This is a genomic window from Streptosporangium sp. NPDC023615, assembly GCF_040640155.1.
Classification (GTDB): Bacteria; Actinomycetota; Actinomycetes; order Streptosporangiales; family Streptosporangiaceae; genus Streptosporangium.
The window spans coordinates 1-25502 of the sequence record NZ_JBFABE010000089.1 but is presented as its reverse complement, the minus strand read 5'-3'; the positions used below and the strand labels follow the sequence as shown (position 1 = coordinate 25502).

Below are 25502 nucleotides of genomic sequence, written 5' to 3'. Positions count from 1 at the left end.
ACGTCCAGGGGCTCGTGGCGCAGCGCGTCCCAGCCGACCTCGCGCACGGCCTCGGGCCAGGCGAACGTCCGCGCCCTGCCGCGCCCGTCGGGGCCCCTGCCGGGCACGAGCGGCACGACGTAGTCGTGGCGGCCGTGGACGAACGCCGTGGTCCACGAGCCGTGGACGTGCCAGAGCATGATCCTCATCGTCGTGCCCGCCCGCCCAGCGCCAGGACGACGGCCTCGGCGAGGTCGGCGGCCACCTCGGGCGCGGCGGCGACCTCGGCGGCCAGCGTCCCGGGGGTCGGCACCAGGATGCCGCGCGCGCCCGCGGTGGCGGCGGCCTCCATGTCGCCGCCGATGTCGCCGATCACGACGCAGTCGCGCGGGTCGGCGCCGAGCGCCGCGGCGGCCCGCAGCACCAGGCCGGGGGCGGGTTTGCGGCACGCGCAGCGGTCGCCGTCGTCGTGCGCGCAGACCGCCCACGTGCCGAACGGCCCCAGCAGCCGCTCGACCTCCGCGTTGACCCGGTCGAGCTGCTCGGGCGTGATCAGTCCCCGGGCGACGCCCGACTGGTTGGTGACCACTCCCGTGGGCACCCCCGCGCGGCGCAGCCGTTCCAGCGCCTCCCGCGCCCCCGGCACCGGCTCGACCAGGCCGGGGTCGGCGTTGTAGGGCACGTTCCTGATCAGTGTCCCGTCCCGGTCGAACAGGACGGCGGCCGGTGGCCGGATGTGGTGCATGAGCTGCGGCTACCCGGTCCCCGATCGGCCCAAACGACCACGGCGAGGCTCTGACCTCCTCGTTCGTCACGACGGCCGGTACGCGAGACGTCTTTGGAAGGGGAGAGCGATGAGGTTTCTGGGCATCAACGCGATCTTCCACGATCCCGCCGCGGCCCTCGTGGTCGACGGTGAGGTCGTGGCCGCCGCCGAGGAGGAGCGCTTCAGCCGCCGCAAGCACGGCAAGAGGCCGGTGCCGTTCTCGGCGTGGGAGCTTCCCGAGCGGGCGGCCGCCTGGTGCCTGCGCCAGGCGGGCCTGCGCCCGGAGGACCTGGACGCCGTCGCCTACTCCTACGACCCCGACCTGGTACGGCCGGGCCAGGCGGGGCTCGACGCCCGGTGGGAGGACCTGCGCACGACCTACGCCCGGCGGGCCCCGGCGTTCCTGGCCACCGCGCTGCCCGGCCTCGACCCGGCGCGGGTCTCCTACGTCCCCCACCACGTGGCGCACGCCGCGTCGGCGGGGCTGGCCTCGCCGTACCGGGACTGCGCGGTGCTGGTGTGCGACGGCCGGGGCGAGGCCGTGTCGCACCTGGCGGGGCACTACCGCGACGGCGAGCTGACCGTGCTGGCCGCCCAGGAGCTGCCGCACTCGCTCGGGCTGATGTACGAGGAGGTCACCGAGCACCTGGGGTTCCTGCGCTCCTGCGACGAGTACAAGGTGATGGCGCTGGCCTCCTACGGCACGCCCCGCCACCTGGCCGCGCTGCGCGAGCTGATCGTCACGACGGGCGACGGCGGCTTCAGGGTGGAGCCGGTCGACTGGGGCGGCTACGCCAAGGCCCTGTCGGACGGGGAGCCCTGGTCCGCCGACCACGCCGACCTGGCCGCCAGCGTGCAGGCCCGGCTGGAGGAGGTGCTTCTGGAGCTGGCGGCCTGGCTGCACGGCCGCACCGGCGACCGGTACCTGACGCTCGCCGGGGGCGTCGCGCTCAACTGCGTCGCCAACACCCGGCTGCTGTCGCAGGGCCCGTTCGAGGAGGTGTGGGTCCAGCCCGCGGCGGGCGACTCGGGCACCGCGCTCGGCGGCGCGCTGCACCTGGCCAGGGCGCACGGCGAGGTCACGGCGCCGATGCCCGGCGCCGACCTGGGGCGGGGCTGGAGCGAGGAGGAGCTGGCCGCGTGGCTGGACGTGGCGCGCGTGCCGTACACCCGGCCGCGCGACCTGGCCGCGGCGGTCGCGGCCGAGCTGGCCGCCGACCGGATCGTGGCCTGGTTCCAGGGGCGCGCCGAGTACGGCCCCCGGGCCCTGGGGCGGCGCTCGCTGCTGGCCCATCCCGGGTACGCGCGCAACACCGAGCGGCTGAACGACGTCAAGGGCCGCGAGCGGTTCCGGCCGATCGCGCCGATGGTGCTGGCCTCGCGCGCCGCGGAGATCTTCTCCCGGGGGCCGGCGTGCTCGCCGTACATGTTGTTCGTGCACGACGTGGAGCCGTCCTGGCGGGAGCGGATCCCCGCGGTGGTGCACGTGGACGGGACGGCGCGGGCGCAGACGGTCTCGGAACGGCGGGAGCCGCTGCTGGCCCGGATGCTGGGCGAGTTCGAGGCGCGCACCGGCCTTCCCGTGGTGGTCAACACCAGTCTCAACACCGCCGGGCGGCCCATGGTCGACGACCCGCGCGACGCGCTGGAGTGTTTCGGCTCCTCGCCGGTGGACGTGCTGGCGCTCGGCCCGTTCCTGGTACGGCGCGGGGAGGTGTTCGCCCCGTGACCCGCCCCGCGACCGACCCCGTGACCCGCCTCGTTACCGACCCCGCGACCGACCCCGTGACCGGCCCCGTTACCGGCTCCACGACCGGTCCCGTGACCGGCTCCGCGACCGGCCCCGTGATCACCGTCGTGGTGCCCACGGTCGGCCGGCCGAGCCTGGCCGCCACGCTGGCCGCCCTCCCGCCGGACCTGGAGGTCGTGGTCGTCGACGACCGGCCGCCCGGCCCGGACCGGGGCGGGCCGGACGGGGTCCCCGGGCACGCGCGCGTCGTCCGCTCGGGCGGGCGCGGGCCCGCCGCCGCCAGGAACGCGGGCTGGCGCGCCTCGCGGGGCGAGTGGGTGGTCTTCCTCGACGACGACGTGGTCCCGGGGCCGGGCTGGGCTCGGGCGCTGCCGGCCGATCTCACGGACCTGCCCGCCGACGTGGCCGCCTGCCAGGGCCGTATCGAGGTGCCGCTCCCGGCGGACCGGCGGCCCACCGACGCCGAGCGCGACACCGCCGGGCTGGCCGCGGCCGAGTGGATCACCGCCGACATCGCCTACCGCCGCTCGGTCCTGGAGCGGGCCGGAGGGTTCGACGAGCGCTTCCCGCGTGCCTACCGCGAGGACGCGGACCTGGCCCTGCGCGTGTCCGGGGCGGGCTTCCGCCTGGTGCGGGGGGAGAGGGTCACCCGCCATCCGGTACGGGACGACGGCTTCCTGGCCAGCCTGCGCCGCCAGCGCGGCAACGCCGACGACGCCCTCATGCGGCGCGTCCACGGGCCCGACTGGCGGAAGCGGCTCGGCGGCGCCCCGGGGCGCCTGCGCCGCCACGCGCTGACCAGCGCGCTGGGACTGACCGCGGCCGGGCTCGCGGCGGCGGCGTGGGCGGGCGGGCGGGGCGGTACGGCGCGGCCCGGCACGCGCGCGACCGGGCCGTCCGGGGCCGCGCGCGCGAGGACGGCCGGGGGTGCGCTCAGCCGGGCGGCCGGGAGGCGCGGGAGGACGGCCGGGCCCGCGCACGGGTGGATCGGCCCGGGGACCGCGCTCAGGTGGGCGGCCTGGGCGGGGCTGGGGTGGGCCGCGCTCACCGCGGAGTTCGCCTGGGCGCGCATCGCCCCCGGTCCCCGCTCCGCGGGGGAGGTCGGGCGCATGCTCGTGACCAGCGTGGCCATCCCGCCCGCGGCCTGCCTGCACCGCGTACGCGGTGAGCTGAGGGCACGCCGGTGAGCGGCGCCGTCGCCGGAGGGGTCGGCCAGGACGCGCGGGAGGGGCGGATCGCGCGGGAGGGGCGGATCGCGCGGGAGGGGCGGATCGCGCGGGAGGAACGAGCCGCGCGGGAGACACGGACCGTGCGGGAGGAACGAGCCGTGCGGGAGACACGGACCGTGCGGGAGACACGGGCGGGGCACGGGGGCCGGGTGCTCGTCGCCCGGACCGACAGCGCCGGTGACGTCCTGCTGTCCGGCCCGGCCGTCAGGGCGGTCGCCGCGTCCGCCGCGCACGTCACCTTCCTCGCCGGTCCGCACGGCAGCGCCGCCGCCGGCCTGCTGCCGGGGGTGGACGAGGTGATCGAGTGGCGTACCCCCTGGATCGATCCCGCCGCCCCGGCCATGACGCCCGGCCACGCCCGGACGCTGCTGGAGCCGGTCGCCGCCGCCCGCCCCGACGCGGCGCTGATCCTGACCTCCTTCCACCAGTGCGCGCTGCCGCTGGCGCTGCTGCTGCGCCTGGCGGGGGTCGCGCGGATCACGGCGATCAGCCACGACTTCCCCGGCTCGCTGCTCGACGTGCGGGTGCGGCCGGACGAGGAGCGCGACGTCCCCGAGGCCGAGCGGATGCTCGCCGTCGCCGGGGCCGCGGGCTTCGCGCTGCCTCCCGGCGACGACGGGGCGCTCGCCGTCCGGCGCCCGCTGCCCGCCACCGCGCACCTGACCGGGCCGCCCGGCTACGTCGTCGTCCACCCGGGGGCGTCCGTGCCCGCCAGGACCTGGCCGGCCGAACGGCACAGGCGGGCGGTCGCGGAACTGGCCGGCGACGGCCACCGGGTCGTCGTCACCGGCGCCCCGGCCGAGCGGGAGCTGACCGCGTACGTGGCCGGACGCGACGGTCTCGACCTCGGGGGGCGCAGCACGCTCGCCGGGCTCGCGGCGATGCTGGAGGGCGCGGCGGCCCTCGTATCGGGCAACACCGGCCCCGCCCACCTCGCGGCGGCGGTCGGCACGCCCGTGGTCAGCCTGTTCTCCCCCGTCGTGCCCGCCGGGCGGTGGGCGCCCTACCGCGTGCCGTGCGTCGTGCTGGGCGACCAGCGCGCGCCCTGCCGGGCCACCCGGGCGCGCGTCTGCCCGGTGCCCGGCCATCCGTGCCTGGCGTCCGTCGGCCCGGAGCAGGTCGTCGAGGCCGTGAGGGAGCTGATCGCATGAGAATCGAAATGATCTCCGAGCACGCCGATCCGATGGCGGCGGTGGGAGGGACCGACGCGGGCGGGCAGAACGTCCACGTCGCCGCCCTGGCCGTCGCGCTGGCCCGGCGGGGACACGACGTCGTCGTGCACACCCGCCGCCACGACCCGGACCTGCCGCCGTCGGTGTCCCTGGCGCCGGGGGCGACCGTGGAGTACGTGCCGGCGGGACCCGCCGTCCCGCTGCCCAGGGACGAGCTGCTCGGGCACATGCCCGCGTTCGCCGCCCATCTGGCCCGGCGCTGGGCCGCGCGGCCCCCGGACGTGGCGCACGCGCACTTCTGGATGAGCGGCGTGGCCGCGCTCGGCGCGGCGCGCGACGTGCCGGTGACGCAGACCTTCCACGCGCTCGGCGTGGTCAAGCGGCGCTGGCAGGGGGCGGCCGACACCAGCCCGCCCGAGCGGATCGCGACCGAACGCGAGATCGGCCACGGCGCGGACGCGGTGATCGCCACCTGCGCCGACGAGGTGGCGGAACTGCGCGCGATGGGCGTGCCCGAGGAGGGGGTGACGGTCGTGCCGTGCGGGGTGGACCTCGACCGGTTCCGTCCCGCGCGGCCCGTGACCGGGCGAGCCGGGACCTGCCGCGTGCTCAGCATCGGCCGCCTGGTACCGCGCAAGGGGGTCGACACCGTGATCGCGGCCCTGAAGGAGCTGGCCGGGGAGGTGCCCGGGGTGGAACTGGTGATCGCCGGTGGTTCCCCGGGCGACGAGGAGTGGCTGCGGCTGCGCTCCCTGGCCGCGGCGCGGGGCCTGTCCGGCCGGGTCCGTCTCGTCGGCAGCGTCGGCCGCGAGGAGGTCCCGGCGCTGATGCGCTCGGCCGACGTGGTGGTGAGCGTGCCCTGGTACGAGCCGTTCGGCATGGTGCCGCTGGAGGCGATGGCCTGCGGTGTCCCCGTGGTCGCCTCGGCGGTCGGCGGGCACCTCGACACGGTCGCCGGCTGCGGGCTGCTGGTGCCGCCGCGCGACCCGGCGGCCCTGGCCGGGGCGCTGCGCGACCTGTTCGCCTCCCCCGGGCGGCGGCGGGCCATGGGCGAGGCGGGTGTCCGCAGGACCAGGGAGAGCTACGGCTGGCCGTCCGTGGCCGGGCGGACCGAGGCGGTCTACCGCGCCGCCGTCGCGGCGCGCCGGGGCCGGCTCGCGGTATCGGGGGGCTGACCATGAACGCACATCTGGCCGACCTGACCGGGACCCTGGCGAGGATGGACGGGAAATGCTCCCTGATCCACGCCTGGGGCATGAAGCTGGCCACCGTCCTGGAGAACGGTGGAAGGCTCCTGGCCTGCGGCAACGGCGGGTCGGCGGCCGAGGCCCAGCACCTGACGGCCGAGCTGGTCGGCAGGTTCAGGAAGGACCGCCGCCCCTTCGCGGCGATACCGCTGCACGCCGACGGCTCCTCGGTGACCGCCATCGCCAACGACTTCGGGATCGAGGAGGTCTACGCCCGCCAGGTGCGCGCCCACGGCCGTCCCGGGGACGTGCTGGTCGCCCTGTCGTGCAGCGGCACCAGCCCGAACGTGCTGGCGGCGGCCAGGGCCGCGCAGCAGGCCGGGCTCGCCGTGTGGGCGCTGACGGGCCCGGCGCCCAACGCGCTGGCCGCGCTGAGCGACGAGGCCGTCGCCGTGCCCTCGCCCGACACCTCGACCGTCCAGGAGGTCCACCTCGTCCTGATCCACATGCTCTGCTCCGCGACCGAGGAGGCCCTCACGTGAGGCGCGCCGGGCCGCTGGTCGTGGTCGGCGACACGGTGCTCGACGTGGACGTCGAGGGCGAGACGACACGCCTGTGCCCGGACGCGCCCGTACCGGTCGTCGACGTCGGCGCCGAGCACCTGCGGCCTGGTGGCGCCGGCCTGGCGGCCCTCCTGGCCGCCCGCTCCGGCGCCGAGGTCGTCCTCGTCACCGCGCTGGCCGACGACCACTCCGGCCGGGTGCTGGCCGGACTGCTGACCCCGCACCTCGGCGTGGTGAGGTCGCCGCTGCGCGGCACGACGGTCCGCAAGACCAGGGTCCGGGTGCGCGGCCGGACGCTGGTGCGGCTCGACACCGGCGACGGCACGGCACCGGCGGACCGGCCGGGGACGGCGGCCCGCGTCCTGCGCGGGGCCGGGGCGGTGCTGGTCTCCGACTACGGCAGGGGCGTCGCGGACGCGGTGCGGGACCTGCTCGGGGACCTCGGCGCCCTCGGCGTGCCGGTCGTGTGGGACCCCCACCCCCGCGGGGCGCCGCCGCCGCCGGGGTGCACGCTGGTGACACCGAACGAGACGGAGGCCGCCGCGCTGTGCGGGCGGCCGTCCGGCGACCCCGGGGAGGTCGCCCGCCACCTGGTGGCGGCGCTCCGCGCCGAGGCCGTGGCGGTCACGCTCGGCGCCCGGGGCGCGGTCCTGGCCGGCGCGGACGGTCACCGCTCGCACCTGCCGGCTCCCCCGCCCCCCGCCCGCCCGTCCGCCCGCTCGCCCGCCCTGTCGCCCGGGGACCGCGGCGCTCACGGCACGCACGACACGTGCGGCGCGGGCGACCGGCTGGCCGGGGCCGCCGCGCTGGCGCTGCGCGAGGGCGCGGCGGTACGGGACGCGGTCGCGGCCGGGGTGCGGGAGGCCGCGCGGTTCGTGAACGACGGCGGGGCCGCGTCGATCCGGCCCGTCCTCCCCCGGGCGCCCGCCGCCCCGGGCGGGAACGGCCTCGGGACGGCCCCGATCCGCCCGGCCGTCCTCCGGGCGGCGGTCCTCACGGACGGGGGCGGCGCCGGGGCCGCGCCGGCCGCTCCCGCCGCCCCGCCGGGACCGGCCGCCACGGGAGCGGGTGACGGCCCGCGCGACGCGCTGGAGACCGCCGAGGCGGTCAGGGCGCGGGGCGGGCGCCTCATCGCCACGGGCGGCTGCTTCGACCTGCTGCACGCCGGGCACGTCAGCCTGCTGCGCAGGGCCCGCGCGCTGGGTGACGCGCTGGTCGTGTGCGTCAACTCCGACGCCTCGGTGCGCCGGCTCAAGGGACCCGGCAGGCCGGTCGTCGGCCTGCACGACCGGGTCGAGGTGCTGCGCGCCCTTGGCTGCGTGGACGCCGTACTCGTGTTCGAGGAGGACACCCCGTGTGCGGCCGTCGAGCTGCTCCGGCCCGAAGTGTGGGTGAAGGGCGGCGACCACGGCGGCCGCGTACTGCCGGAGACGGCGGTGCTCGACCGGCTGGGCGCCGAGGTGGTCGTGCTGAGCCGTGTCCCCGGCCGCTCGACGACCGGACTGATCGCGGCCGCGCAGGCGGCCTCCTGACCGCCGCCTCACGGGCGGCACGCCGAGAGGGGAACACCGATGCTGGGGAACACTCTGATCACCGGAGGAGCGTCCGGGCTGGGGCAGGCGACCGCGAGGGCCGTCGCCAAGGCGGGCGGGCGGCCGCTCGTCATCGACCTGCGAGCCCCCGGCGACGGCTTCGACCACGTGACGGCCGACCTGTCCGACCCCGAGGGGACCGTACGCGCCGTACGGGAGCTCGCCGCGCTCGCCGGGGGCCTGGACGGCGTGGTGACCGCCGCGGGCGTCGACGCCTGCGGGCCGCTGGCCGAGGTGCCCCCCGACGACTGGGAACGGGTGATCAGGGTGAACCTGCTGGGCACGGCGACGGTCGTGCGGGCGGCGCTGCCGTACCTGACCCAGGCGCGGGGCCGGGTGGTGACCGTGGCCTCCACCCTGGGGGTGCGCGCGGTGAGCGACGCCACCGCCTACTGCGCCAGCAAGTTCGGCGTGGTCGGCTTCACCCGGGCGCTCGCCGCCGAGCTGGCCGGCACGGTCGGGGTGACGCTGCTGGTGCCCGGCGGGATGAGGACCGCCTTCTTCGACAACAGGACCGAGCAGTACCGGCCCGGCGCCGACGCCGAGCTCAACCGGCCGGAGGACGTCGCCGACACCGTGGTCTTCGCCCTCGGCCGGCCGCCCGGCTGCGAGGTGCGCGAGCTCGTCGTCTGCCCTTCGACGGAGCCCTCATGGCCCTAGAGGTGCTGGTGCTGCGCGGGCTCGGGCTCGGCGACCTGCTCACCGCGGTTCCCGCGCTGCGGGCGCTGCGCCGCGCCTTCCCCGGCGGCCGGATCACGCTGGCCGCGCCGGCCGTCTACCGCGAGCTGATGGCCCGCACCGGGGCGGTGGACGATCTGGTCGACGTCTCGGGGCCGGGCCCGGTGCCGTACGACGGGCCCGACGTCGCGGTCAACCTGCACGGCAGGGGGCCGCGGAGCGTCGGGGCGCTGCGCCGCACCCGGCCCGGCAGGCTGCTGAGCCACGAGGTGGACGGCGGCCCGCCCTGGCGCGAGGCCGTCCACGAGGTACGGCGCTGGTGCGACCTGCTGGAGTGGTACGGCCTCCCCGCCGACCCCGGCGACCTGTCCCTCGGGACCTCGGACCTGCGCGGCCCCGTCGTCGTCCATCCGGGGGCGGCCTCGCCGGCGCGCAGGTGGCCGTCGGGGCGGTTCGCGCTCGTCGCGGCCGCGCTGCGCCGCACCGGCGCCGACGTCGTGGTGACCGGCGGCCCGGCGGAGACCGCGCTGGCACGCGAGGTGGCCGGGCTCGCGGGCCTGCCCGCGGCGAGCGTGCTGGCCGGGCGGACAGGACCGGCCGGGCTGGCCGACCTGGTCGGCGGCGCCAGGCTGGTGGTCTGCGGCGACACCGGCGTGGCCCACCTGGCCGCCGCGTACCGCACGCCCTCGGTGGTGCTGTTCGGCCCCACCTCCCCCGCGCTGTGGGGGCCGCCGGTCGGTGGCCCGCACGTGACCCTGTGGGCCGGCCGCACCGGCGACCCGCACGCCGCGGCGCCGGACCCCGGCCTGCTGGAGATCGAGACACCCGAGGTCGTCGACGCGGCCCTGGAACTGCTGAAGGTGAGAGCATGATGAGAGCGGTCGTGGCCGGCGGCGCCGGATTCCTGGGGTCCCATCTGTGCGAGAGGCTGCTGGCCGGTGGCGCCGAGGTGGTCTGCATGGACAGTTTCCTCACCGGCTCGCCCGACAACGTCTCCCACCTGCTGGGGCGTCCGGGCTTCCAGCTCGTCGAGTGCGACGTGACGGGCTTCGTGCACGTGCCGGGCGAGGTGGGCATGGTCCTGCACCTGGCCTCCGCCGCCTCCCCCGCCGACTACCTGGCCTACCCGATCGAGACGCTGAAGGTGGGCAGCCTGGGCACGCTGCACCTGCTGGACCTGGCGAGGGAGAAGGGCGCCAGGTTCGTGCTGGCCTCGACCAGCGAGGTCTACGGCGATCCGCTCGAACACCCCCAGCGCGAGACCTACTGGGGCAACGTCAATCCGGTCGGCCCCCGGAGCGTCTACGACGAGGCCAAGCGGTTCGCCGAGTCGCTGACGGTGGCCTACCGGCACTCCCACGGCGTCGACACCGGCATCGCGCGCATCTTCAACACCTACGGGCCCCGGATGCGGCCGTTCGACGGCAGGGCGATCCCGACGTTCATCAGGCAGGCGTTGCGCGCCGAGCCGATGACGGTCACCGGGGACGGCCGGCAGACGCGTTCCATCTGCTACGTCGACGACACCGTCACGGGCATCCTCGCCCTGGCGCGCCGCGACGTCGCCGGACCGGTCAACATCGGCAACCCGGGCGAGCTGACGATGACCGCCCTGGCCGAGACGATCCGCGACCTGGCCGGCTCGGCCTCGCCGATCGAGTACGTCCCGCGTCCCGCCGACGACCCCCGGGTGCGCAGGCCCGACACCACGCTGGCAGCCCGGTCGCTGGACTGGCACGCCGAGATCGACGCCGCCGAGGGGCTGCGCCGCACGATCGCGTGGTTCCGCGCCGAGCTGGAACGCGGCGGCACCGACGGGGCCGTGGGGGCCGTGGGGGCCGTGGGGGCCGTGGGGGCCGTGGGGGCCGTGGGGGCCACCGACGCCACCGGCACCGTCGGCACCGAGGCCGACGGTCCGGCCCGGCCGGTCGGGAGGTCCCGATCGTGCGGGTGACGGTGGTGGTGGCCAGCCGGAACCGGCGCCGGGAGCTGGAGCGCTCGCTGCCCCACCACGAGGGACCCGTCATCCTGCTCGACAACGGCTCGTCCGACGGCACCGCGCCCGCCGTACGACGGGATCTCCCGCACGTCGAGGTCGTCGAGCTGGGCCGCAACCTCGGCGCTCCGGCCCGCAACATCGGGGTGCGGCTGGCCGGCACCCCCTACGTGGCCTTCGCCGACGACGACTCCTGGTGGGCAAAGGGCGCGCTCACCCGGGCCGCCGGCGTGCTCGACGCCCACCCTCGCCTGGCGGTGCTGGCGGGACGCGTGCTGGTGGGCGCGCGGGAGCGTCCCGACCCGATCTGCGCGGCCATGGCCGCCGCCCCCCTGGGCTCCGAGCCGGACCTTCCCGGGCCGAGCGTCCTGGGGTTCCTGGCGTGCGGGGCGGTGGTGCGCCGGGACGCCTACCTCGCCGCCGGGGGCTTCGACGACGTCGTCTTCTTCTTCGGCGAGGAGGAGCGGCTGGCCCTGGACCTGGCCGCGGCGGGCTGGGGACTGGCCTACGTCCCGGACGTCGTCGCCCACCATCACCCCTCCCCTTCGCGCGACCCGCGGGGCAGGCGGATCCTCGCCGCCCGCAACGCGGTGCTCACCGCGGTGCTGCGACGCCCGTGGCCGGTGGTCGCGCGTACCGCGCTCGCCGCCGCGCGGGGTGGTCCCGAGGGCCGGCGAGGTCTGTGTGGCGCCGCCGCGCGGCTGCCCGCGGCGCTGGCGGGCCGCCGCGGGCTGCCGCCGCCGGTCGAGGCGGCTCGGCGGCGGCTCGGCGGTGCCCCTCAGCCACCGCCCGTGTCCTCGCCTTCGCCGAGGCCGCCCGCGACCCGCTTCGGGAGCACACCTGATCCCGGCGCGACGGCCGGGCCGCGACCGCAGTGGGGGCACCCGGGGCGCCTGCGCAGGTGGTAGGCCAGGGCGGCGGCGGCCAGCAGCAGCCCGCCGGCGACACAGAGAAGCTGGTTGACCACCGGCCACGGCCAGGCGTCGGCCAGGGTGGTGCCGCCCAGGCTCAGGTCGAACAGGGGCGCCGCCAGCAGCAGCGGGGTGTAGGCCACGCCCATCATCACCCTGGAGTCGGGGATCACCAGGACCAGCAGCACGACCATGGGCCAGGCCAGGCCAGGAACAGGGGCACGCGGCCGGTCGCGCCGCGCCCGCCCGTCAGGGTCAGGGCCAGCGAGACGAGCAGGCCCAGCGCGCCGAAGGCGGCGATCCACCAGCCGCCGGGGTCCGGGACGGCGCCGGCGAGGACGGACAGTTCCCGGTCGAGGTCGGGATCGGACGCCCCCCAGGGGATCCGGGCGCGCCGAGCGCCCAGGACAGGCCGAGGGCTCCGTAGCCGAGCGACCACAGGGCCGCCGCGTACCCCTGCCAGGGGGGTCGGTGAACGCGCCGGTCCGGCGCGGTGATCGTTGTCATGTGACCAGCGTCCCGCCGGGGGCCGGGCACCGGCCATGTGCCGTTCGGCAGGTCCTCGCGGCCCTCGCGCCCCGCGGCCGTGTCCCTGGCGGTCACCGCGGCCCGCCTGACGGGGCATCCCCTGCCGTACGACGCGGGCATGCCCGGGCTGGCCGAGAGCGTGACGCTCATGGTGCTGGCCGGCCTGACCGTCCGATGGTCCCCGGTGCGGGGGGCGGCGGTCGCCGGCGCGCTCGCGGGCCTGGCGTCCGCGGTCTGGCTGCTGCGGTTCATCTCGCCCTCGTCCCCGCTCGAAGGGGTGGGGGCCTGCGCGTTCTGGTCGATCGGCACGATGGTCGCGGCGGGCTGGGGAGCCTACCTTCGCTCCCTGGACGCCCGGCGGGCCCGCGCGACGGCCGACGACCGCGCCGCCCCGCGCCTGCGGCTCGCGGGAGACCTCCACGACTTCGTGGCCCACGACATCAGCGAGATGGTGGCGCACGCGCAGGCCGGCCGGGTGGTCGGGCCGGGCGATCCCGGGCAGGCGCTCGCGGCCCTGGAACGCATCGAGAGGGCCGGGCAGCGGGCCATGTCGGCGCTGGACCGGACCGTGCTCATGCTGCACGGGGACGAGCTCGCCACCACGTCACCGCTGCCGGGGCTGACCGAGCTGTCCGGGCTCGCCGGCCGGTTCGCCGCGGCCGGACGCGCACGCGTCCGGGTGAACCTGGACCCGGACCTGGAGGGGAGGGTGCCGCGCGAGACGGCCGCCACCGCGTTCCGGATCGTGTCGGAGTCCCTGACCAACGTGCGCCGCCACGCCCCGGACGCCACCCTGGTGGACGTCACCGTCACGGTGGAGTCCGCCGCGCTCGTGGTCACGGTGCGCAACGACGGGGTCGCCGGGCCGGGTGAGGACGGACGCGGCGGGTTCGGCCTGCCGGTCCTGGCCGACCATCTCGGGTCGCTGGGCGGCCTGCTGCGCGCCGGCCCCGTACCCGGCGGGTGGTCGCTGGCGGCCCGCATCCCCCTGGCACCATGAGCGACATGCCGATCCGCATCCTCGTCGCCGACGACCAGGAGGGCATCCGCACCGCCTTCCGGCTGATCCTCGACGCCCAGCCGGACATGACCGTCGTCGCCGAGGCCGCCGACGGCGTCACCGCCGTCGAGACGGCCCGCCGCCTGCGTCCCGACGTCGTGCTCGCCGACATCCGGATGCCTCGCGCCGACGGCATCGAGGTCACCCGCGCCCTGGCCGGCACCGGCGTGCGCGTCGTCGTCGTCACGACGTTCGGGCTGGACGAGTACGTGTACGCCGCGCTGGGCCACGGCGCCGCCGGGTTCGTCCTGAAACGCTCGGGTCCGGCCCTGCTGGTGGAGGCCGTACGGGCGGCCGTGAACGGCGACGTGCTCATCAGCCCGCAGCTCACCCCACATCTCCTGGACCGGGCCGGCCTGTCGCCCGAGGAGACCCCGCCCGGTCCAGGAGACGCGGGGCTGACCGAGCGCGAGACCGAGGTCGCCCTGCTGGTGGCCCGGGGCAGGACCAACGCCGAGATCGCCACCGAGCTCTTCCTGTCCCCCGGCACGGTCAAGAACCACATCGCCGCCGTCCAGCGCAAACTGGAGGTCCGCAACCGCGTCGGCATCGCCTCCTGGGCCTGGAGCACGGGCAGGCTCCGCGCCCGCCCCGGCCGCACCTGACCGCACCCGACCGCACCCGACCGCACCGGTGGCCGTCCCTCTGTCCACGAGCGGTGACCTCAGAGCCGGTCGTTCGTGCCGGCCGTTCGGGCCATGGGGGCCGACGGCCTGCATCGGCGTCCTCTTCCGAACCCGGGCCCCTCGCGTAACGGTCGGTCGTACTTCGTCCAAGTACGGGTGTCCGAACGTACGACAGAGGGAGTGACGCCGGTGCGCCTCAGACAGACGGGACCCGCGGGCATCGCCCGCGATCCCGAGGCATTCGAAGTCTTCTACAGGCGCCACTTCGACGCCGTGACCCGGTTCCTGGCCAGGCGGATCCCGGACCCGCACACCGTGGCCGACCTGACGGCCGAGGTGTTCCTCGCCGTGCTCGACTCGGCGCACACCTACCGGCCCGACCGGGGCAGCGAGACCGCCTGGTTGTACGGGGTGGCGCGCAACACGCTGCTGGCCGAGCGGCGGCGCTCGGCACGCGAGCTGCGCGCGGCCGGCCGGATCTCGGGGCATCGGCTGCTCGAGAGCGACGACGTGGCGCGTCTGGAGGAGCGGATCGACGCCGAGTCCCCGGCCCGCCGGGCGCTTGAGGCGATGGCCGCGCTGCCGGAGAAGGACCGTGCCCTGCTGGAACTGGTGGCCGTCGACGGCCTCACCCCCGCCGAGGCCGCCACCGTGCTCGGCATCCGGCAGGGCACCGCCCGCGTCAGGCTTCACCGGGCCAGACGGTCCGTCCAGCAGGTTCCCGGCGTCACGCCCGTCATGGAAGGAACGAGATGAACGACACGTTCGAGGAGAGATTGCTCGCGGAGCTCAGGACGGAGATCGCGGCGCGGGCGGAACAGGGCCGCGCCCCGGTCCCGGGCCGGTTCGCCGGTCGCCGGTTCGCCTGGGCGGGAGCGGGGGTCGCGACGATCGCGGCGGCCACGGCGGTCGCCGTGCCGCTGGCGATCGGATCACCGACCCCCGCCTACGCGCTGACGGAGAACGCGGACGGGTCGATCAACCTCACGATCAACGAGTTCCGGGATCCGGAACAGGTCGAGAGGGAGCTGGCGGAGCTGGGCGTGCGCGCCGACATCACCTACCTGCCGCTCGGCAAGCGCTGCGGGAACGCCCGCGCGCCCTTCGTGAAGGGCGACAAGGCCGATGTGAGCGCGGAGGACCTGTCGAGCAAGGACCCCGTCGTCCAGGCGAGGATCAGGAAAAGGATGGAGAATCTCCCCTCCGCCAGGGCGATCCGGCCGAAGAACGGCATCACCATCCACCCACGGCACATCGAACGCGGGCAGATCGTGATGATCGAGGTTCAGGAGAACCCGGTGGAACCCACCGTGGAGCGCCCCGGGGTCGCGTGGGGGTTCACCGGCCGGCTGACGGAGGGGCCGGTCGCGCCCTGCCAGGTCGTCGACGACCCCACGGCGTTCGACATCGGTGACGGCACGCCGCCGCCCGGCCACTGATCCCGCTCACCGCGCGGGCGGGCACGCGCCGGGGGGCACCGTGACGGCCATCGTCAGCATATGTTGACGCCTTGGTGGGCGTCAGCATATGCTGACATCGTGTCCATGAGCACCGATATCGAACAGGCCGTGCACGGCACCGATCCGGACGCGGCGCTGCGCGCGGTGGCCCGCCTGCGCCGGCTGGTGGAGCAACTGGAGGCCGAGCACGTGGCGGCGGCGCGCCGGGCGGGGTGGTCCTGGCAGGACATCGCCGCCCGGCTCGGCGTCACCAAGCAGACCGTCCACCGCAAACATCACCGTTCCCAGGAGGACTGATGTTCAGAGGCGACCATCCCGAACTGCGCCGGACGCTGGGCCTGGCCCTGAGGCTGGCGCGCGACCTCGGACATCCCCGTACGGGCAGCGAGCACCTGCTGCTCGCCCTCACCGGGGGCGGTGACACCGACCTCGGCGACCGCGTCGGCGTCGGCGTCGGCGACCGGACCGGTTACGGCGTCGGCGGTGTCGGCGTCGCCGCCGTCCTGGCCGCGCACGGCGCGACGTGGGACACCGTCGGTGAGGCCGTCCGCGAGGTGGCGCCCGCCGGAGCCGGCGCGGCGGCCGACCGGGACACCCTGGCCGCGCTCGGCGTCGACCTCGACCGGCTGCTCGGCGCCTCCGGGACGAGGGCGCTGGACCGCCCGCCCGCACGCGAACCGCTGTTCCCGCTGGGTGCGGCCGGGGCCCGGCGCCGGTGTGCCCGGACGAACCCGCCGCTGGGCCTGGACGCCCAGGCGGCCTGCGAGGCGTCGCTGCGGCTGGCGCTCGCCCGCCGGGAGCGCGAGCACCGGCCGGAACACCTCGCGCTGGCGCTCGTCGCGCTCGACCCCGGCGTGGCCCGGGTGCTCGCGGCCACCGGCACCGACGCGCACGCGCTCCTGACCGCCCTCGCCACCGCGTTCCCGCCTCCGCGGCGTTCCCTCCCGCTGCGCGTCGAGCGACGGCTCGCCCGGCGGGTCCGCCACCGCGACATCGTCCGGCGCTACGCGCACACCACGGGGCGCGCCGTGGCGTCGGGTCCCGCCCTCGCCGCGCTCATCGACGGCTGACGGCACCCGCCCCCTTCGTCACGACCCCGGAACCCGGTCCCTCCCCGTCGTCACCCCGCTGGTCCCGGGCCGCCTCGCCCTCGCCGCGCTCGCCGCCGACACGCGGCGGGCCCGGGTGACTCCTCCGAATTCACCCGGGGCCGCGACCTGAGCCGGTCACCGTGGCGCGGGGACCACGTCGAGCGCGGGGACCGCTTCGGCTCCGCGAGCCTGCGCGATCCGCGGCGTGACCGCCCGGTGGGGGGTCGCCGGGGTCAGGGGGTCGGAGTGGGGGTGAGAGTGGGAGTGGGGGTGAGGGTGGGAACGGGGGTCTGCGGGGGCGGCGCGGTGTCCGTCACCGTCGGGGTCGGCTCGGGGGTGGGGAAGTCCGTGGGCGGCAGCGGGGTCTCGGTGGGCGGCGGCAGGGTGTCGGTGGGCGTCGGGGTGGGGGTGGGGGCTGGGACGGACGGCGTGGGACAGGGCTTGGGGGCCCGCCACTTCTTGCTCGGCCGCCACGGCTTGTAGGACCACCAGCTGTCACCGCGCCAGAAGTTCCTCTTGGGACGCGTCAGGTCGAAGACGTAGGCGGCCGTCGCCGTCTCGCCCACGTTCGTCGCGGTCAGCGTCACCCAGTCGCCCTGCTTCACCTCGTTGCCGCGCCGGCCCGCGAGGGTCCGGGTGGAGTCGGTCATCGCGTACGCCTTCTCGAAGCCGTCCTGGCTGCGCACGGTGATCGAGTCCTCGGCCAGGGCGACGGCCTGGCCGGTCTGGGCGAACACCGTGAAGCCGCAGCCGTCGTCGCCCGGCAGGACGAACTCGCCGTGCAGCGTGCTGGGGAAGGCCAGCGGCGGTACGCGGGGCACCGGCTTGACGGTGGGGTCGGGGCTGGGCGACGGTTCCACGGTCTGGGTCACCGTCACGGTGGGGGCGGGTGGCTCGGTGGGGGCGGCCGTCTCGCTCGACGTCACCGACGGGGTGGGGGTCGGCGTGTCCGACGTCCCGGGGACGGGCGGGGGTGATGCCGACGCCGACGCGGACACCGCCACCCCGCTCGACGCCGCCAGCGCCAGGGCGGCGCCGAAGATCACGGGGCGTGAGACGCGCCGGCGCGGCCCGCTCGATCCGCTCGATCCGCTCGACGGGATCTCGTCTGACCTGTCCGGGTTCGTTCGCGTCACCTTGTCCTCCAGCTGGCTCGATCCGAGACCGGCGGCGGTACGGCGCGAGGGTGCGTGCGCCCGCCACCGGGACGGAGGACCACGTGCCCGGCTGCGATCCTCCGTCGAAGGGCGCGGAGGAGACTTCCCGCTTTCTCCGGACACATGCGGATGAAATCTGTGGGAGACCCCTGTCAGGTGATCTTCTCGCAGCTCACCGGCGACTTTCACGAATTCGAATCCGCGCCGCGGAACCGCGCTTCCCACGCCTTTGCGGCACACCCCCGCGGCGCCTCCTCCCGGACGGCCGGTCAGGCGGAGGCGGCGAACAGCCCGGCGACGACGCCCACGAGCGAGACGGCCGTCAGGACCGAACCGAGGATCACCGCGCCCCGCCGGCCGCGCCGCACCCCGAAGACGTACAGGAGCACGTACGGCAGGAAGGCCGTCACACCGACGCCGAGGAACGGCATGGTCAGCGCGGCCAGGACGCCGGCGGTGCCGGTCGGCACCGCGCGGTCGCCCTCGGGGGCGAGCCTGGCCCGCCTGACGTCGCCGGCGCCGGAGTCGGGCGAGGCGTCGACCGCGACGGCGCCGCCGCCGCCGTCGGGCGTGAAGCGGCCCCGGCAGTCGTGGCGCCCCTGCCCGAGGTCCTCGCACGACAGGACCGTGAGGGTGCCGGGGGTGCCGGCGGCGCCCGTGGCGAGCTTCCACCCCGGCACCGCGACGACGAAGCACAGTGCCGCCAGGCCCGCCCAGAGGACCATCAGGATCGCCATGCCGATCCGGCCGGGCGTACGGCCGGGCTCGGGCGCCGGCTGGAGAACGCTTGTCAGGGTGTCGAACGCATCGCTCATGGGGACAGGATGGGACGTCCCACTTGTGAACGACCTGTCCGGCACTTGAGGCCGCCCCGGACACCAACCGGGCCGGACGTCAGCCGCGCCGGACGTCAGCCGCGCCGGACGTCAGGCGGGGCGTCAGGACCCGTGACGCTTCGCCCTCTCCTCGGCCTCGGCGGCGTCGAGCTCGGCGGCCTCCTCGGGGGTGGGCGCGGTGCCGCCGAGGTGGCGGGGCTGCCACCAGACACCCTGCGGGATCTCCGGGTAGCCGCGCTGCGCCCGGTCGAGCATCTCGCTCATCCGCCCGTGCAGGTCGGCGGTGACGGCCCCGTAGTCGTCCCCCCGCTTGGGGTGCATGGGCTCGCCGATCACGATCGTGATCGGCACGTGCCGCTGGAGCAGGTTCCGGGGACGGCCCTTGGTCCACAGCCGCTGGGTGCCCCACAGCGAGACCGGGATCATCGGCACCTTGGCGCCGACGGCCATCCGGACCGCGCCGTTCTTGATCTCCTTGACCGTGAAGGAGCGGCTGATCGTGGCCTCGGCGAACACGCCGACGACCTCGCCGCCCCGGAGCGCCTTCAGCGCCGCGCCGAACGCGGCGGCCCCGGCCGCGCGGTCGACCGGGATGTGGTGCATGCCGCGCATCAGCGGGCCGGAGATCCGGTGGTCGAAGACCTCCTTCTTCGCCATGAAGCGCACCAGGCGCCCGGCCGGGCGCGCGGCCAGGCCGGCGAAGATGAAGTCGAGGTAGCTGATGTGGTTGCTGACCAGCACGGCCCCGCCGGTACGCGGGATGTGCTCGGCGCCTTGGATACCGATCTTCAGGTCCAGCGCGCGGAACACGGTCAACGCCGCCCCGACGACCGGGGGGTACACGATCTCAGCCATGGCTGAACCGTACCTCAGCTCCTCCCGGACCCGGATTCCCGTCGGCGCCTCCCGTCGCTCCCCGCGAGGGTCCAGCGCGGCTCCCTCCCGGCGCCCTCCTCAGGGTCCCCGGAACGCCTCCTCCAGCCACCTCGGCACGGCCGCCGTCACGCGGCCGATCCCGGGCATCGCGCGGCCGGTCCTTGCCATCGCGCGCGAACGGGGCGAGGTTGGGAACCGTGAAGAAGCTCATCAACGACGCCGGGACGGTCGTTCCGGACGCGCTGCGCGGTGTCGCGGCGGCCCATCCGGGGCTCCGGGTGGACGTGGACAACCAGATCGTGTTCCGGGCCTCGGGCCCGCGTACCGGCAAGGTGGGGCTGGTGTCCGGCGGCGGGGCGGGGCACGAGCCGTTGCACGCCGGGTTCGTCGGGTACGGCATGCTCGACGCGGCGTGCGCGGGCGAGGTCTTCACCTCGCCCGTCCCCGACCAGATGATCGAGGCCACCTCCGCGGTCGACGGCGGGGCGGGGGTGCTGCACATCGTGAAGAACTACACCGGCGACGTGCTGAACTTCCGGATGGCGGCCGAGCTGAGCGCCGAGGAGGGGGTGCGGGTGGAGAGCGTCCTCGTCGACGACGACGTGGCCGTGCGCGACTCCCTCTACACGGCCGGGCGCAGGGGTACCGGCGCCACCGTGTTCGTCGAGAAGATCGCCGGGGCCCTGGCCGAGACCGGGGCGCCGCTGCCCGAGGTCGCCCGGGTGGCCAGGGAGGTCAACGCCCGCAGCCGTTCCTTCGGGATCGCGCTGAGCTCCTGCACCACCCCGGCGGCGGGCAGGCCCACCTTCGAGCTCTCCGACACCGAGGTGGAGCTGGGCATCGGCATCCACGGCGAGCCCGGCCGGACGCGTTCGGCCCTGCGCCCCGCCCGCGAGCTGGTCGACCTGGCGATGGACGCCCTCCACGAGGACCTGCCTCTGTCGGGCGACCTGCTGGTCATGGTGAACGGCATGGGCGGCACGCCGCTGATCGAGCTGTACGTCGCCTACGCCGCCGTCGCCGACCACCTGGCGGGCAGGGGCGCGCGGGCGGCGCGGTGCCTGGTCGGCAACTACGTCACCAGTCTCGACATGCAGGGCTTCTCGATCAGCGTCTGCCGCCTGAACGACGAGCTCACCGGCCTGTGGGACGCTCCCGTGGAGACCCCCGCCCTGCGCTGGGGCCGCTGAGATGGACACCGGCCCCGAGATGGACGCCGCCTTCTTCGCCTCCTGGATCGAGGAGGCCGCCAGGGCCGTCTCCTCCGACAGGGAGCGGCTGACCGCGCTGGACGCGGCCATCGGCGACGCCGACCACGGGTCCAACCTCGACCGTGGTTTCACCGCGGTCGCCCACGCGCTGGGCACGGCCGAGCCGGCCACCCCCGGGGCGCTGCTGACGCTGGTGGGCACCACGCTGATCCGCAAGGTCGGCGGGGCGTCCGGCCCGCTGTACGGCACGTTCTTCCGGGAGACGGGCAAGGCGCTGGGGGACGACGCCGAGGTGTCCCTCGCGCGGCTGCACGCCGCCCTGGAGGCCGGGCTCGCCGGGGTACGGGCGCTGGGCTCGGCCGCCGAGGGGGACAAGACCATGGTGGACGCCCTCGCCCCGGCCCTGCGCGCACTGGAGGAGGCCGTACGGGACGGCGGCGCCCCGGCCGGCCGGGCCGAGGCGGCGGGGGCGATCGGCGCCGCGGCGTCGGCGGCCCGCGCCGGGGCCGAGGCGACGGTCCCGCTCCAGGCGCGCAAGGGGCGGGCCAGCTATCTCGGGGCCCGCAGCGTGGGCCACGAGGACCCGGGCGCCGCCTCCACCGCGCTCATCCTGGCCGCCCTGCACGCGGTGGCGACCCGATGGTAGGCATCGTCCTCATCTCGCACAGCGGCCCGCTGGCCGCCGAGGTCGCGCTGCTGGCCTCGCAGATCGGCGGCGCCGAGGTCCCGCTGGCCGCCGCCGGAGGCACCGAGGACGGCGGTCTCGGCACCGCCCCCGACCTGGTGGCGGCGGCGATCGAGAAGGCCGACCGGGGGGACGGGGTGATCCTCATCCCGGACCTGGGCAGCTCGGTCCTCACCGCCCGGCTCTTCGCGGACGAGCGGGTGGTGATCGCCGACGTGCCGTTCGTGGAGGGGGCGATCTCGGCCGTCGTGTCCGCCGGCGCGGGCGCCTCCCTGCCCGAGGTGCTCGCGGCGGCCGAGGAGGCCAGGACCTTCCGCAAACTGTGAGGGCCCGGCGCCCCCGTCTCCGCGGAGGTCGGGGGCACCGGGCCGTACGGGAGCGGCGGCCGTCCCGGCGAGTGGGCCGGAACGGTCCGGCGGGAGGCTAGCGGTTGGCCAGCAGCCCCTCCAGCAGGCCCAGGACGGCCTGGGTCGGCGGGGGCGTGGTGCCGAACCCCACGTCGGTCCCGCTGACGGAGTCCATCACGGTCACCGAGTTCAGCGGCAGCCCCCAGCGCTCGCCGCCGTCGTGGCCGACGCCGACCTCGATGCCGGCGAAGGTGACGTACTCCCAGTTCTTGAGCTCCCTGCGCAGCGCCTCGTGGCCGCGCGAGGTCGCCCACTCGGCGGTGGCCGTCAGGATTCCGCCGAGCGTGTTCTCGCGCTCCTTGAGGTCGCCGGACTGGAGTTCCTCGATCTGGCGGTCCAGCTCGGCGCGCTGGGCGAGAAGTGCGTTGAGATCGCTCATAGGGGGCCTTTCAGAAGGGCTGTGAGGGTATGCGGTGAGGCCGTGGTCGTCATGAGGTGTGTCCACGCGTGGATCGGGCCGTCCCCCCGGCGGAGGGCCACGCCGCGATGCGTGGCCCGCCGATCGGCCGCACCGATCGCCGGAGAGGACATTGCCGTCATGCGTCACATAATGGTGCCGTACGACGGGCCTCGCCGTCGATCCGCAAAAGTGGAGTCCTCACCGCTCAGAGGCCTCGGACCCGGGACGCGCCCGGCGCGCCCCCGCCGGTGCGCCCGACGCGGCCCGGCACGCCCGGCCGGTGCGCTCGATGCGCGCTCGGTGTGCTCACCCGCTGCGCCCGGCCGGGACGACAGGTCGGGCCGGTGGACGGAGCGGGGACATGGCCGGTCAGGCGAGACCGTCTCGACCGCTCCTCTTGTGCCGCTGCGCCCAGCCGACCACCAGCCCGGCGACGAACATGACGGCGGCGATGATCAGCAGCCACTTCAGGGCCTTGACCACCACGGCGATCACCCCGAGGACGATCGCCCCCAGCATAAGCACCAGGACCCACACCACGGCGGACCTCCTTGGTTCGGCTATGGGTGCCTGGGAGCATTCCCCTTTCGGGCAGGTTTCACCTGGTCGTCCGTCATATCCGAATCATGACGTGGGCAGGACTTCACCGGGACCGGCCGGCAGGTCCTCGCGAGAGGCGTTCCGCCCGGGCCCGTGGCCCACGCTCCACCGGCCCGCCCCCGTGGCCCGTGCGCCGCCCCGCGGCCCCGCCCCCGCCCCGCCTCCGCCCTGCCCCCGCCCCGTGGCCCGTACGGCCCGCCGGTCAGGGCGTGAGGACGATGCGGCCGCCGACGCCGCCCTTCTCCAGCAGCTCGTGCGCCTCGCGCGACCGGTCGAGCGGGAACGTGTGCGCGACGCGGAGGGTGAGGACGCCGTCGTCGACGTACCGCGCCAGCTCGGCGAGCCGTTCGCCGTCGGCGAGGACCTCCTGGACGACGACGCGGGTGCCGCGGATCGGGGGCGGCGCGAAGGGGGCGACCAGCGCGACGAAGACGCCGCCGCCGCGCAGCGCCTGGTGCGCCGTGATCCCCAGGATCGCGGCGTCGATCACCGCGTCCACGCCGCCGGGGACGATCTCGCGCACCGCGGGACCGAGGTCGTCGGCGGAGGTGACGACCTCGTCGGCGCCCAGGGCGCGGACCCGGTCGGCGTCGTGCGGCCGGGCGAGGGCGACCGTCCGCAGCCCGCGCCGCGCCGCGAGCTGGAGCGCGAAGCCGCCGACGCCACCGGAGGCGCCGGTGACCAGGAGCGTACGGCCCGGCTCCAGGCCGGTCAGGGCGAGGGCGCGGTCCGCGGTCAGCGCGTTCAGCGGGAGGGTGGCCGCGTCCGCGAGCGGGACCGACGCCGGGGCGGGCGCCAGGGCCGTCTCGTCCAGCACCACGTACTCGGCGTGCGCGCCGCCGGCGAACAGCAGGTCCCGCAGCCCGACCACCGCGTCCCCGATCTGGAAGCGGGTGGCGCCGGGCCCGGTGACGTCGATCCGCCCGGCGACGTCCCAGCCCAGCCCGAACCGCGGCATCGGCGGCATCAGGCCGGCCTGGACGAGGCGTCCCGCGCGGGCGGACAGGTCGATCGGGTTGAGCGAGGACGCCTCGACCCTCACCAGCGCCTGTCCCGGTCCGGGCTCGGGAAGCGGGCCCTCGGCCAGTTCGAGGACCTCGGGGCCACCGGGCCTGCGGACGACGATCGAATGCATGGAGTTCTTCACGGAATGAACGCTAGGCAACGATGGTTCGCCCAAGAAGAAGGTACTTTCGAGTGCCTGGAGTACCCGGAGGAACCCACCGTGACCCTGAGCGCCGCGCAGAAACGCGAGATCACGCGGCAGGAGTACAACGCCAACCTCACCGAGTGTCCCGGGCACGAGGTGCTCGCGACGCTGAGCGACAAGTGGGTGACATTGATCGTCGACGCGCTGGCCGACGGGCCGCTCCGGCACGGCGAGCTCGCGCGGATCGTCGCCGGGGCCACCCAGAAGATGCTCACCCAGACCCTGCGCAAGCTCGAACGCGACGGCCTGGTCGGCCGCACCGTCACCGCCTCGATCCCGCCGCGCGTCGACTACGAGCTCACCGCGCTGGGCCACAGCCTGCTCCCGATCCAGCGGGCCATCAAGACCTGGGCGGAGACCCACATCGAGGCCGTCCACCACGCCCGCGACCTCTACGACACGGCCGGGAGGCAGGATCCGCCGGAGGTCACGTCCCGCCCCTGACCGCCGGGGCCGGACGAGGTGACTGGTATCGGGCGGGATACGGCGTTCACGCCGCCCCTATGATCGCGTCTCATGATGATTCGCGCAGTGGCGACCACTGCCGGGGTTCTCGCCCTCCTCCTCGCCGGTACGACCGCTTCGTTCACCGGCACGGCCACCGCGACCACCGCGTCCGCCGGTCCCATCGTCGGCGCCCCCGAACTGACCCACAACCCGCTCTACAAGCAGGGCCGTCTCCCCTCGGTCTCCTGCAAGGCGGCCAAGGGCACCAGCAAGGCCTCCACGACGAGATACCTCCACAAGGTCGTCGGCTGCCTGAACTCCGTCTGGCGCAAGACCGTCAAGGACTTCCAGCCGGTCGAGGTGAGAATCGAGGCCAAGGCCGAGAAGGGCCTGTGCTACAGCGGCCTTCAGGTGTCCGGCTCCTTCGCCGCCAGTTGCGGCTCCGTCCAGGTGCAGCTCGGCTCCGACTGGATCAAGGCCACCTCCGACCAGGCGATCCTCGTCGAGGTCACGCGCGCCTACGCCGGGGTCGTCCAGGGACAGGCGGGCATCGGCAGGGCCTTCTGGGCGTTGCCGGTCAAGGACGAGGCCGACGGCGGCGTGGAGCAGATGCACCGCTTCTACCTGCAGGCCGACTGCCTGGGCGGGGCCTCCCTGAAGGCTCTTGGACGCTCGGCCGGGAACTGGAAGCCCCTCCTTACCGCCGAGACGCCGAAGGAGTACGGCAGGTTCAAGTGGTACGGCAAGCCCGCCAACCGCCTCCACTGGTTCGAGCGGGGCTACCGGGCACAGGGTCCGGGCGCGTGCAACACCTGGAGGGCCCCCTCCTCGAAGGTCGCCTGAGCTTCTTTCACCGGCGGCCCGTCACCGCGACGCGTGGGCGGCGCCTCGCACGCCTCCCGTTCCCCGGCGGGCGTCCCTCACCCTCCGGACCCGCCCGCCCCTTCCCCGCCCCCGTCCAGCCCGGAGGCCGGACCGTCGTCCCCGGCGCGCGATCGCAGGTAGCGCCGCTCGGGCAGGCTGAGGGCGCGTCCGGCTCGACGGGCGTGCCGGCGGTCATGAGCTCGGCCAGCCGCACCATCGCC

The 25502-nt window shown here is 75.8% G+C and carries 29 protein-coding genes and 1 pseudogene; 21 read left to right on the top strand and 9 right to left on the bottom strand.

Annotated elements, in window-relative coordinates; genetic code table 11:
• Together AB0G16_RS35435 and AB0G16_RS35430 are read right to left on the bottom strand one after the other, a co-directional pair.
• Window positions 1-188 (bottom strand): annotated as a pseudogene (locus AB0G16_RS35435) (glycosyltransferase family 1 protein); the annotation flags it as partial.
• Window positions 185-724 (bottom strand): HAD-IIIA family hydrolase, encoded by a 540-nt coding sequence (locus AB0G16_RS35430; protein ID WP_362814916.1) that lies wholly within the window; start codon window positions 722-724, stop codon window positions 185-187. The gene AB0G16_RS35430 and the pseudogene AB0G16_RS35435, both read right to left, overlap by 4 nt.
• Before the next feature lie 109 nt (window positions 725-833).
• On the opposite strand from AB0G16_RS35430, the gene AB0G16_RS35425 reads away from it, so the two are divergent.
• From AB0G16_RS35425 to AB0G16_RS35380, 10 genes are all read left to right on the top strand, one after another.
• On the top strand, window positions 834-2474 hold the full coding sequence (locus AB0G16_RS35425; protein ID WP_362814914.1) for a carbamoyltransferase C-terminal domain-containing protein: 1641 nt from the start codon (window positions 834-836) through the stop codon (window positions 2472-2474).
• A 92-nt stretch (window positions 2475-2566) separates the two neighbouring features.
• Window positions 2567-3682, top strand: coding sequence for a glycosyltransferase (locus AB0G16_RS35420; RefSeq protein WP_362814912.1), 1116 nt, complete (start codon window positions 2567-2569; stop codon window positions 3680-3682).
• Window positions 3683-3840: 158 nt separating this feature from the next.
• Window positions 3841-4875, top strand: coding sequence for a glycosyltransferase family 9 protein (locus tag AB0G16_RS35415; RefSeq protein WP_362814920.1), 1035 nt, complete (start codon window positions 3841-3843; stop codon window positions 4873-4875).
• Window positions 4872-6071 (top strand): glycosyltransferase, encoded by a 1200-nt coding sequence (locus AB0G16_RS35410; protein WP_362814910.1) that lies wholly within the window; start codon window positions 4872-4874, stop codon window positions 6069-6071. Before AB0G16_RS35415 ends, AB0G16_RS35410 begins: the two co-directional genes overlap by 4 nt.
• Window positions 6072-6073: 2 nt before the next feature.
• A complete protein-coding gene (locus tag AB0G16_RS35405; RefSeq protein ID WP_362814908.1) occupies window positions 6074-6625 on the top strand; it encodes an SIS domain-containing protein in 552 nt (183 codons plus the stop codon).
• Window positions 6622-8178, top strand: a complete 1557-nt coding sequence (locus AB0G16_RS35400; RefSeq protein WP_362814906.1) for a PfkB family carbohydrate kinase — start codon at window positions 6622-6624, stop codon at window positions 8176-8178. Before AB0G16_RS35405 ends, AB0G16_RS35400 begins: the two co-directional genes overlap by 4 nt.
• Before the next feature lie 39 nt (window positions 8179-8217).
• On the top strand, window positions 8218-8898 hold the full coding sequence (locus AB0G16_RS35395; RefSeq protein ID WP_362814904.1) for an SDR family oxidoreductase: 681 nt from the start codon (window positions 8218-8220) through the stop codon (window positions 8896-8898).
• Complete coding sequence (locus AB0G16_RS35390; RefSeq protein WP_362814902.1) at window positions 8889-9788, top strand: glycosyltransferase family 9 protein; 900 nt, start codon at window positions 8889-8891, stop codon at window positions 9786-9788. The genes AB0G16_RS35395 and AB0G16_RS35390 overlap by 10 nt, the downstream gene beginning before the upstream one ends.
• Window positions 9788-10870, top strand: a complete 1083-nt coding sequence (locus AB0G16_RS35385; RefSeq protein ID WP_362814918.1) for a UDP-glucuronic acid decarboxylase family protein — start codon at window positions 9788-9790, stop codon at window positions 10868-10870. The genes AB0G16_RS35390 and AB0G16_RS35385 overlap by 1 nt, the downstream gene beginning before the upstream one ends.
• Window positions 10861-11820, top strand: a complete 960-nt coding sequence (locus AB0G16_RS35380; protein ID WP_362814900.1) for a glycosyltransferase — start codon at window positions 10861-10863, stop codon at window positions 11818-11820. Before AB0G16_RS35385 ends, AB0G16_RS35380 begins: the two co-directional genes overlap by 10 nt.
• 172 nt (window positions 11821-11992) lie before the next feature.
• On the opposite strand, the gene AB0G16_RS35375 is transcribed toward AB0G16_RS35380, so the two are convergent.
• A complete protein-coding gene (locus tag AB0G16_RS35375; RefSeq protein ID WP_362814898.1) occupies window positions 11993-12262 on the bottom strand; it encodes a hypothetical protein in 270 nt (89 codons plus the stop codon).
• Window positions 12263-12409: 147 nt separating this feature from the next.
• Between AB0G16_RS35375 and AB0G16_RS35370 the strand changes: the two genes are divergently transcribed.
• The 6 genes from AB0G16_RS35370 to AB0G16_RS35345 all read left to right on the top strand — a co-directional run bounded on the left by AB0G16_RS35370 (window position 12410) and on the right by AB0G16_RS35345 (window position 16567).
• Entirely contained in the window at window positions 12410-13351 is a 942-nt protein-coding gene (locus tag AB0G16_RS35370) for a histidine kinase (protein WP_362814896.1), read from the top strand.
• Between the two features lie 5 nt (window positions 13352-13356).
• On the top strand, window positions 13357-14016 hold the full coding sequence (locus AB0G16_RS35365; protein WP_362814894.1) for a response regulator transcription factor: 660 nt from the start codon (window positions 13357-13359) through the stop codon (window positions 14014-14016).
• Between the two features lie 210 nt (window positions 14017-14226).
• On the top strand, window positions 14227-14793 hold the full coding sequence (locus AB0G16_RS35360) for an RNA polymerase sigma factor (RefSeq protein ID WP_362814892.1): 567 nt from the start codon (window positions 14227-14229) through the stop codon (window positions 14791-14793).
• Entirely contained in the window at window positions 14790-15476 is a 687-nt protein-coding gene (locus AB0G16_RS35355; RefSeq protein ID WP_362814890.1) for a hypothetical protein, read from the top strand. Before AB0G16_RS35360 ends, AB0G16_RS35355 begins: the two co-directional genes overlap by 4 nt.
• A 105-nt stretch (window positions 15477-15581) precedes the next feature.
• Entirely contained in the window at window positions 15582-15794 is a 213-nt protein-coding gene (locus AB0G16_RS35350; protein ID WP_362814888.1) for a helix-turn-helix domain-containing protein, read from the top strand.
• Window positions 15794-16567 (top strand): Clp protease N-terminal domain-containing protein, encoded by a 774-nt coding sequence (locus AB0G16_RS35345; protein ID WP_362814886.1) that lies wholly within the window; start codon window positions 15794-15796, stop codon window positions 16565-16567. The genes AB0G16_RS35350 and AB0G16_RS35345 overlap by 1 nt, the downstream gene beginning before the upstream one ends.
• A 254-nt stretch (window positions 16568-16821) precedes the next feature.
• Here the strand turns inward: AB0G16_RS35345 and AB0G16_RS35340 are convergent, their stop codons facing one another.
• The 3 genes from AB0G16_RS35340 to AB0G16_RS35330 form a co-directional block, all read right to left on the bottom strand.
• Window positions 16822-17634 (bottom strand): hypothetical protein, encoded by an 813-nt coding sequence (locus AB0G16_RS35340; RefSeq protein WP_362814884.1) that lies wholly within the window; start codon window positions 17632-17634, stop codon window positions 16822-16824.
• Window positions 17635-18014: 380 nt separating this feature from the next.
• Window positions 18015-18560 (bottom strand): hypothetical protein, encoded by a 546-nt coding sequence (locus AB0G16_RS35335; protein ID WP_362814882.1) that lies wholly within the window; start codon window positions 18558-18560, stop codon window positions 18015-18017.
• 123 nt (window positions 18561-18683) lie between these two features.
• On the bottom strand, window positions 18684-19436 hold the full coding sequence (locus AB0G16_RS35330) for a lysophospholipid acyltransferase family protein (protein ID WP_362814880.1): 753 nt from the start codon (window positions 19434-19436) through the stop codon (window positions 18684-18686).
• A gap of 218 nt (window positions 19437-19654) precedes the next feature.
• On the opposite strand from AB0G16_RS35330, the gene dhaK reads away from it, so the two are divergent.
• From dhaK to AB0G16_RS35315, 3 genes are read left to right on the top strand one after another with little or no spacing between them, the layout of a single operon-like run.
• A complete protein-coding gene (gene dhaK, locus AB0G16_RS35325; protein ID WP_362814878.1) occupies window positions 19655-20647 on the top strand; it encodes a dihydroxyacetone kinase subunit DhaK in 993 nt (330 codons plus the stop codon).
• A gap of 1 nt (window position 20648) precedes the next feature.
• Window positions 20649-21314 (top strand): dihydroxyacetone kinase subunit DhaL, encoded by a 666-nt coding sequence (gene dhaL, locus AB0G16_RS35320; protein ID WP_362814876.1) that lies wholly within the window; start codon window positions 20649-20651, stop codon window positions 21312-21314.
• The gene (locus AB0G16_RS35315; protein WP_362814874.1) at window positions 21308-21679 is read left to right on the top strand and encodes a phosphoenolpyruvate--protein phosphotransferase; all 372 of its coding nucleotides are present in this window, start codon (window positions 21308-21310) and stop codon (window positions 21677-21679) included. The genes dhaL and AB0G16_RS35315 overlap by 7 nt, the downstream gene beginning before the upstream one ends.
• A 97-nt stretch (window positions 21680-21776) precedes the next feature.
• Here AB0G16_RS35315 and AB0G16_RS35310 read toward each other — a convergent pair whose 3' ends face one another.
• The 3 genes from AB0G16_RS35310 to AB0G16_RS35300 form a co-directional block, all read right to left on the bottom strand.
• Entirely contained in the window at window positions 21777-22139 is a 363-nt protein-coding gene (locus AB0G16_RS35310; RefSeq protein WP_362814872.1) for a hypothetical protein, read from the bottom strand.
• 390 nt (window positions 22140-22529) lie between these two features.
• Entirely contained in the window at window positions 22530-22700 is a 171-nt protein-coding gene (locus AB0G16_RS35305) for a hypothetical protein (protein ID WP_362814870.1), read from the bottom strand.
• Window positions 22701-22962: 262 nt separating this feature from the next.
• Window positions 22963-23907 (bottom strand): NADP-dependent oxidoreductase, encoded by a 945-nt coding sequence (locus AB0G16_RS35300; protein WP_362814868.1) that lies wholly within the window; start codon window positions 23905-23907, stop codon window positions 22963-22965.
• A 3-nt stretch (window positions 23908-23910) separates the two neighbouring features.
• Here AB0G16_RS35300 and AB0G16_RS35295 point away from each other — a divergent pair, with 3 nt between their 5' ends.
• Entirely contained in the window at window positions 23911-24414 is a 504-nt protein-coding gene (locus AB0G16_RS35295) for a helix-turn-helix domain-containing protein (protein WP_362814866.1), read from the top strand.
• Between the two features lie 72 nt (window positions 24415-24486).
• Entirely contained in the window at window positions 24487-25260 is a 774-nt protein-coding gene (locus AB0G16_RS35290; RefSeq protein WP_362814864.1) for a hypothetical protein, read from the top strand.
• Window positions 25261-25502: the final 242 nt, after the last annotated feature.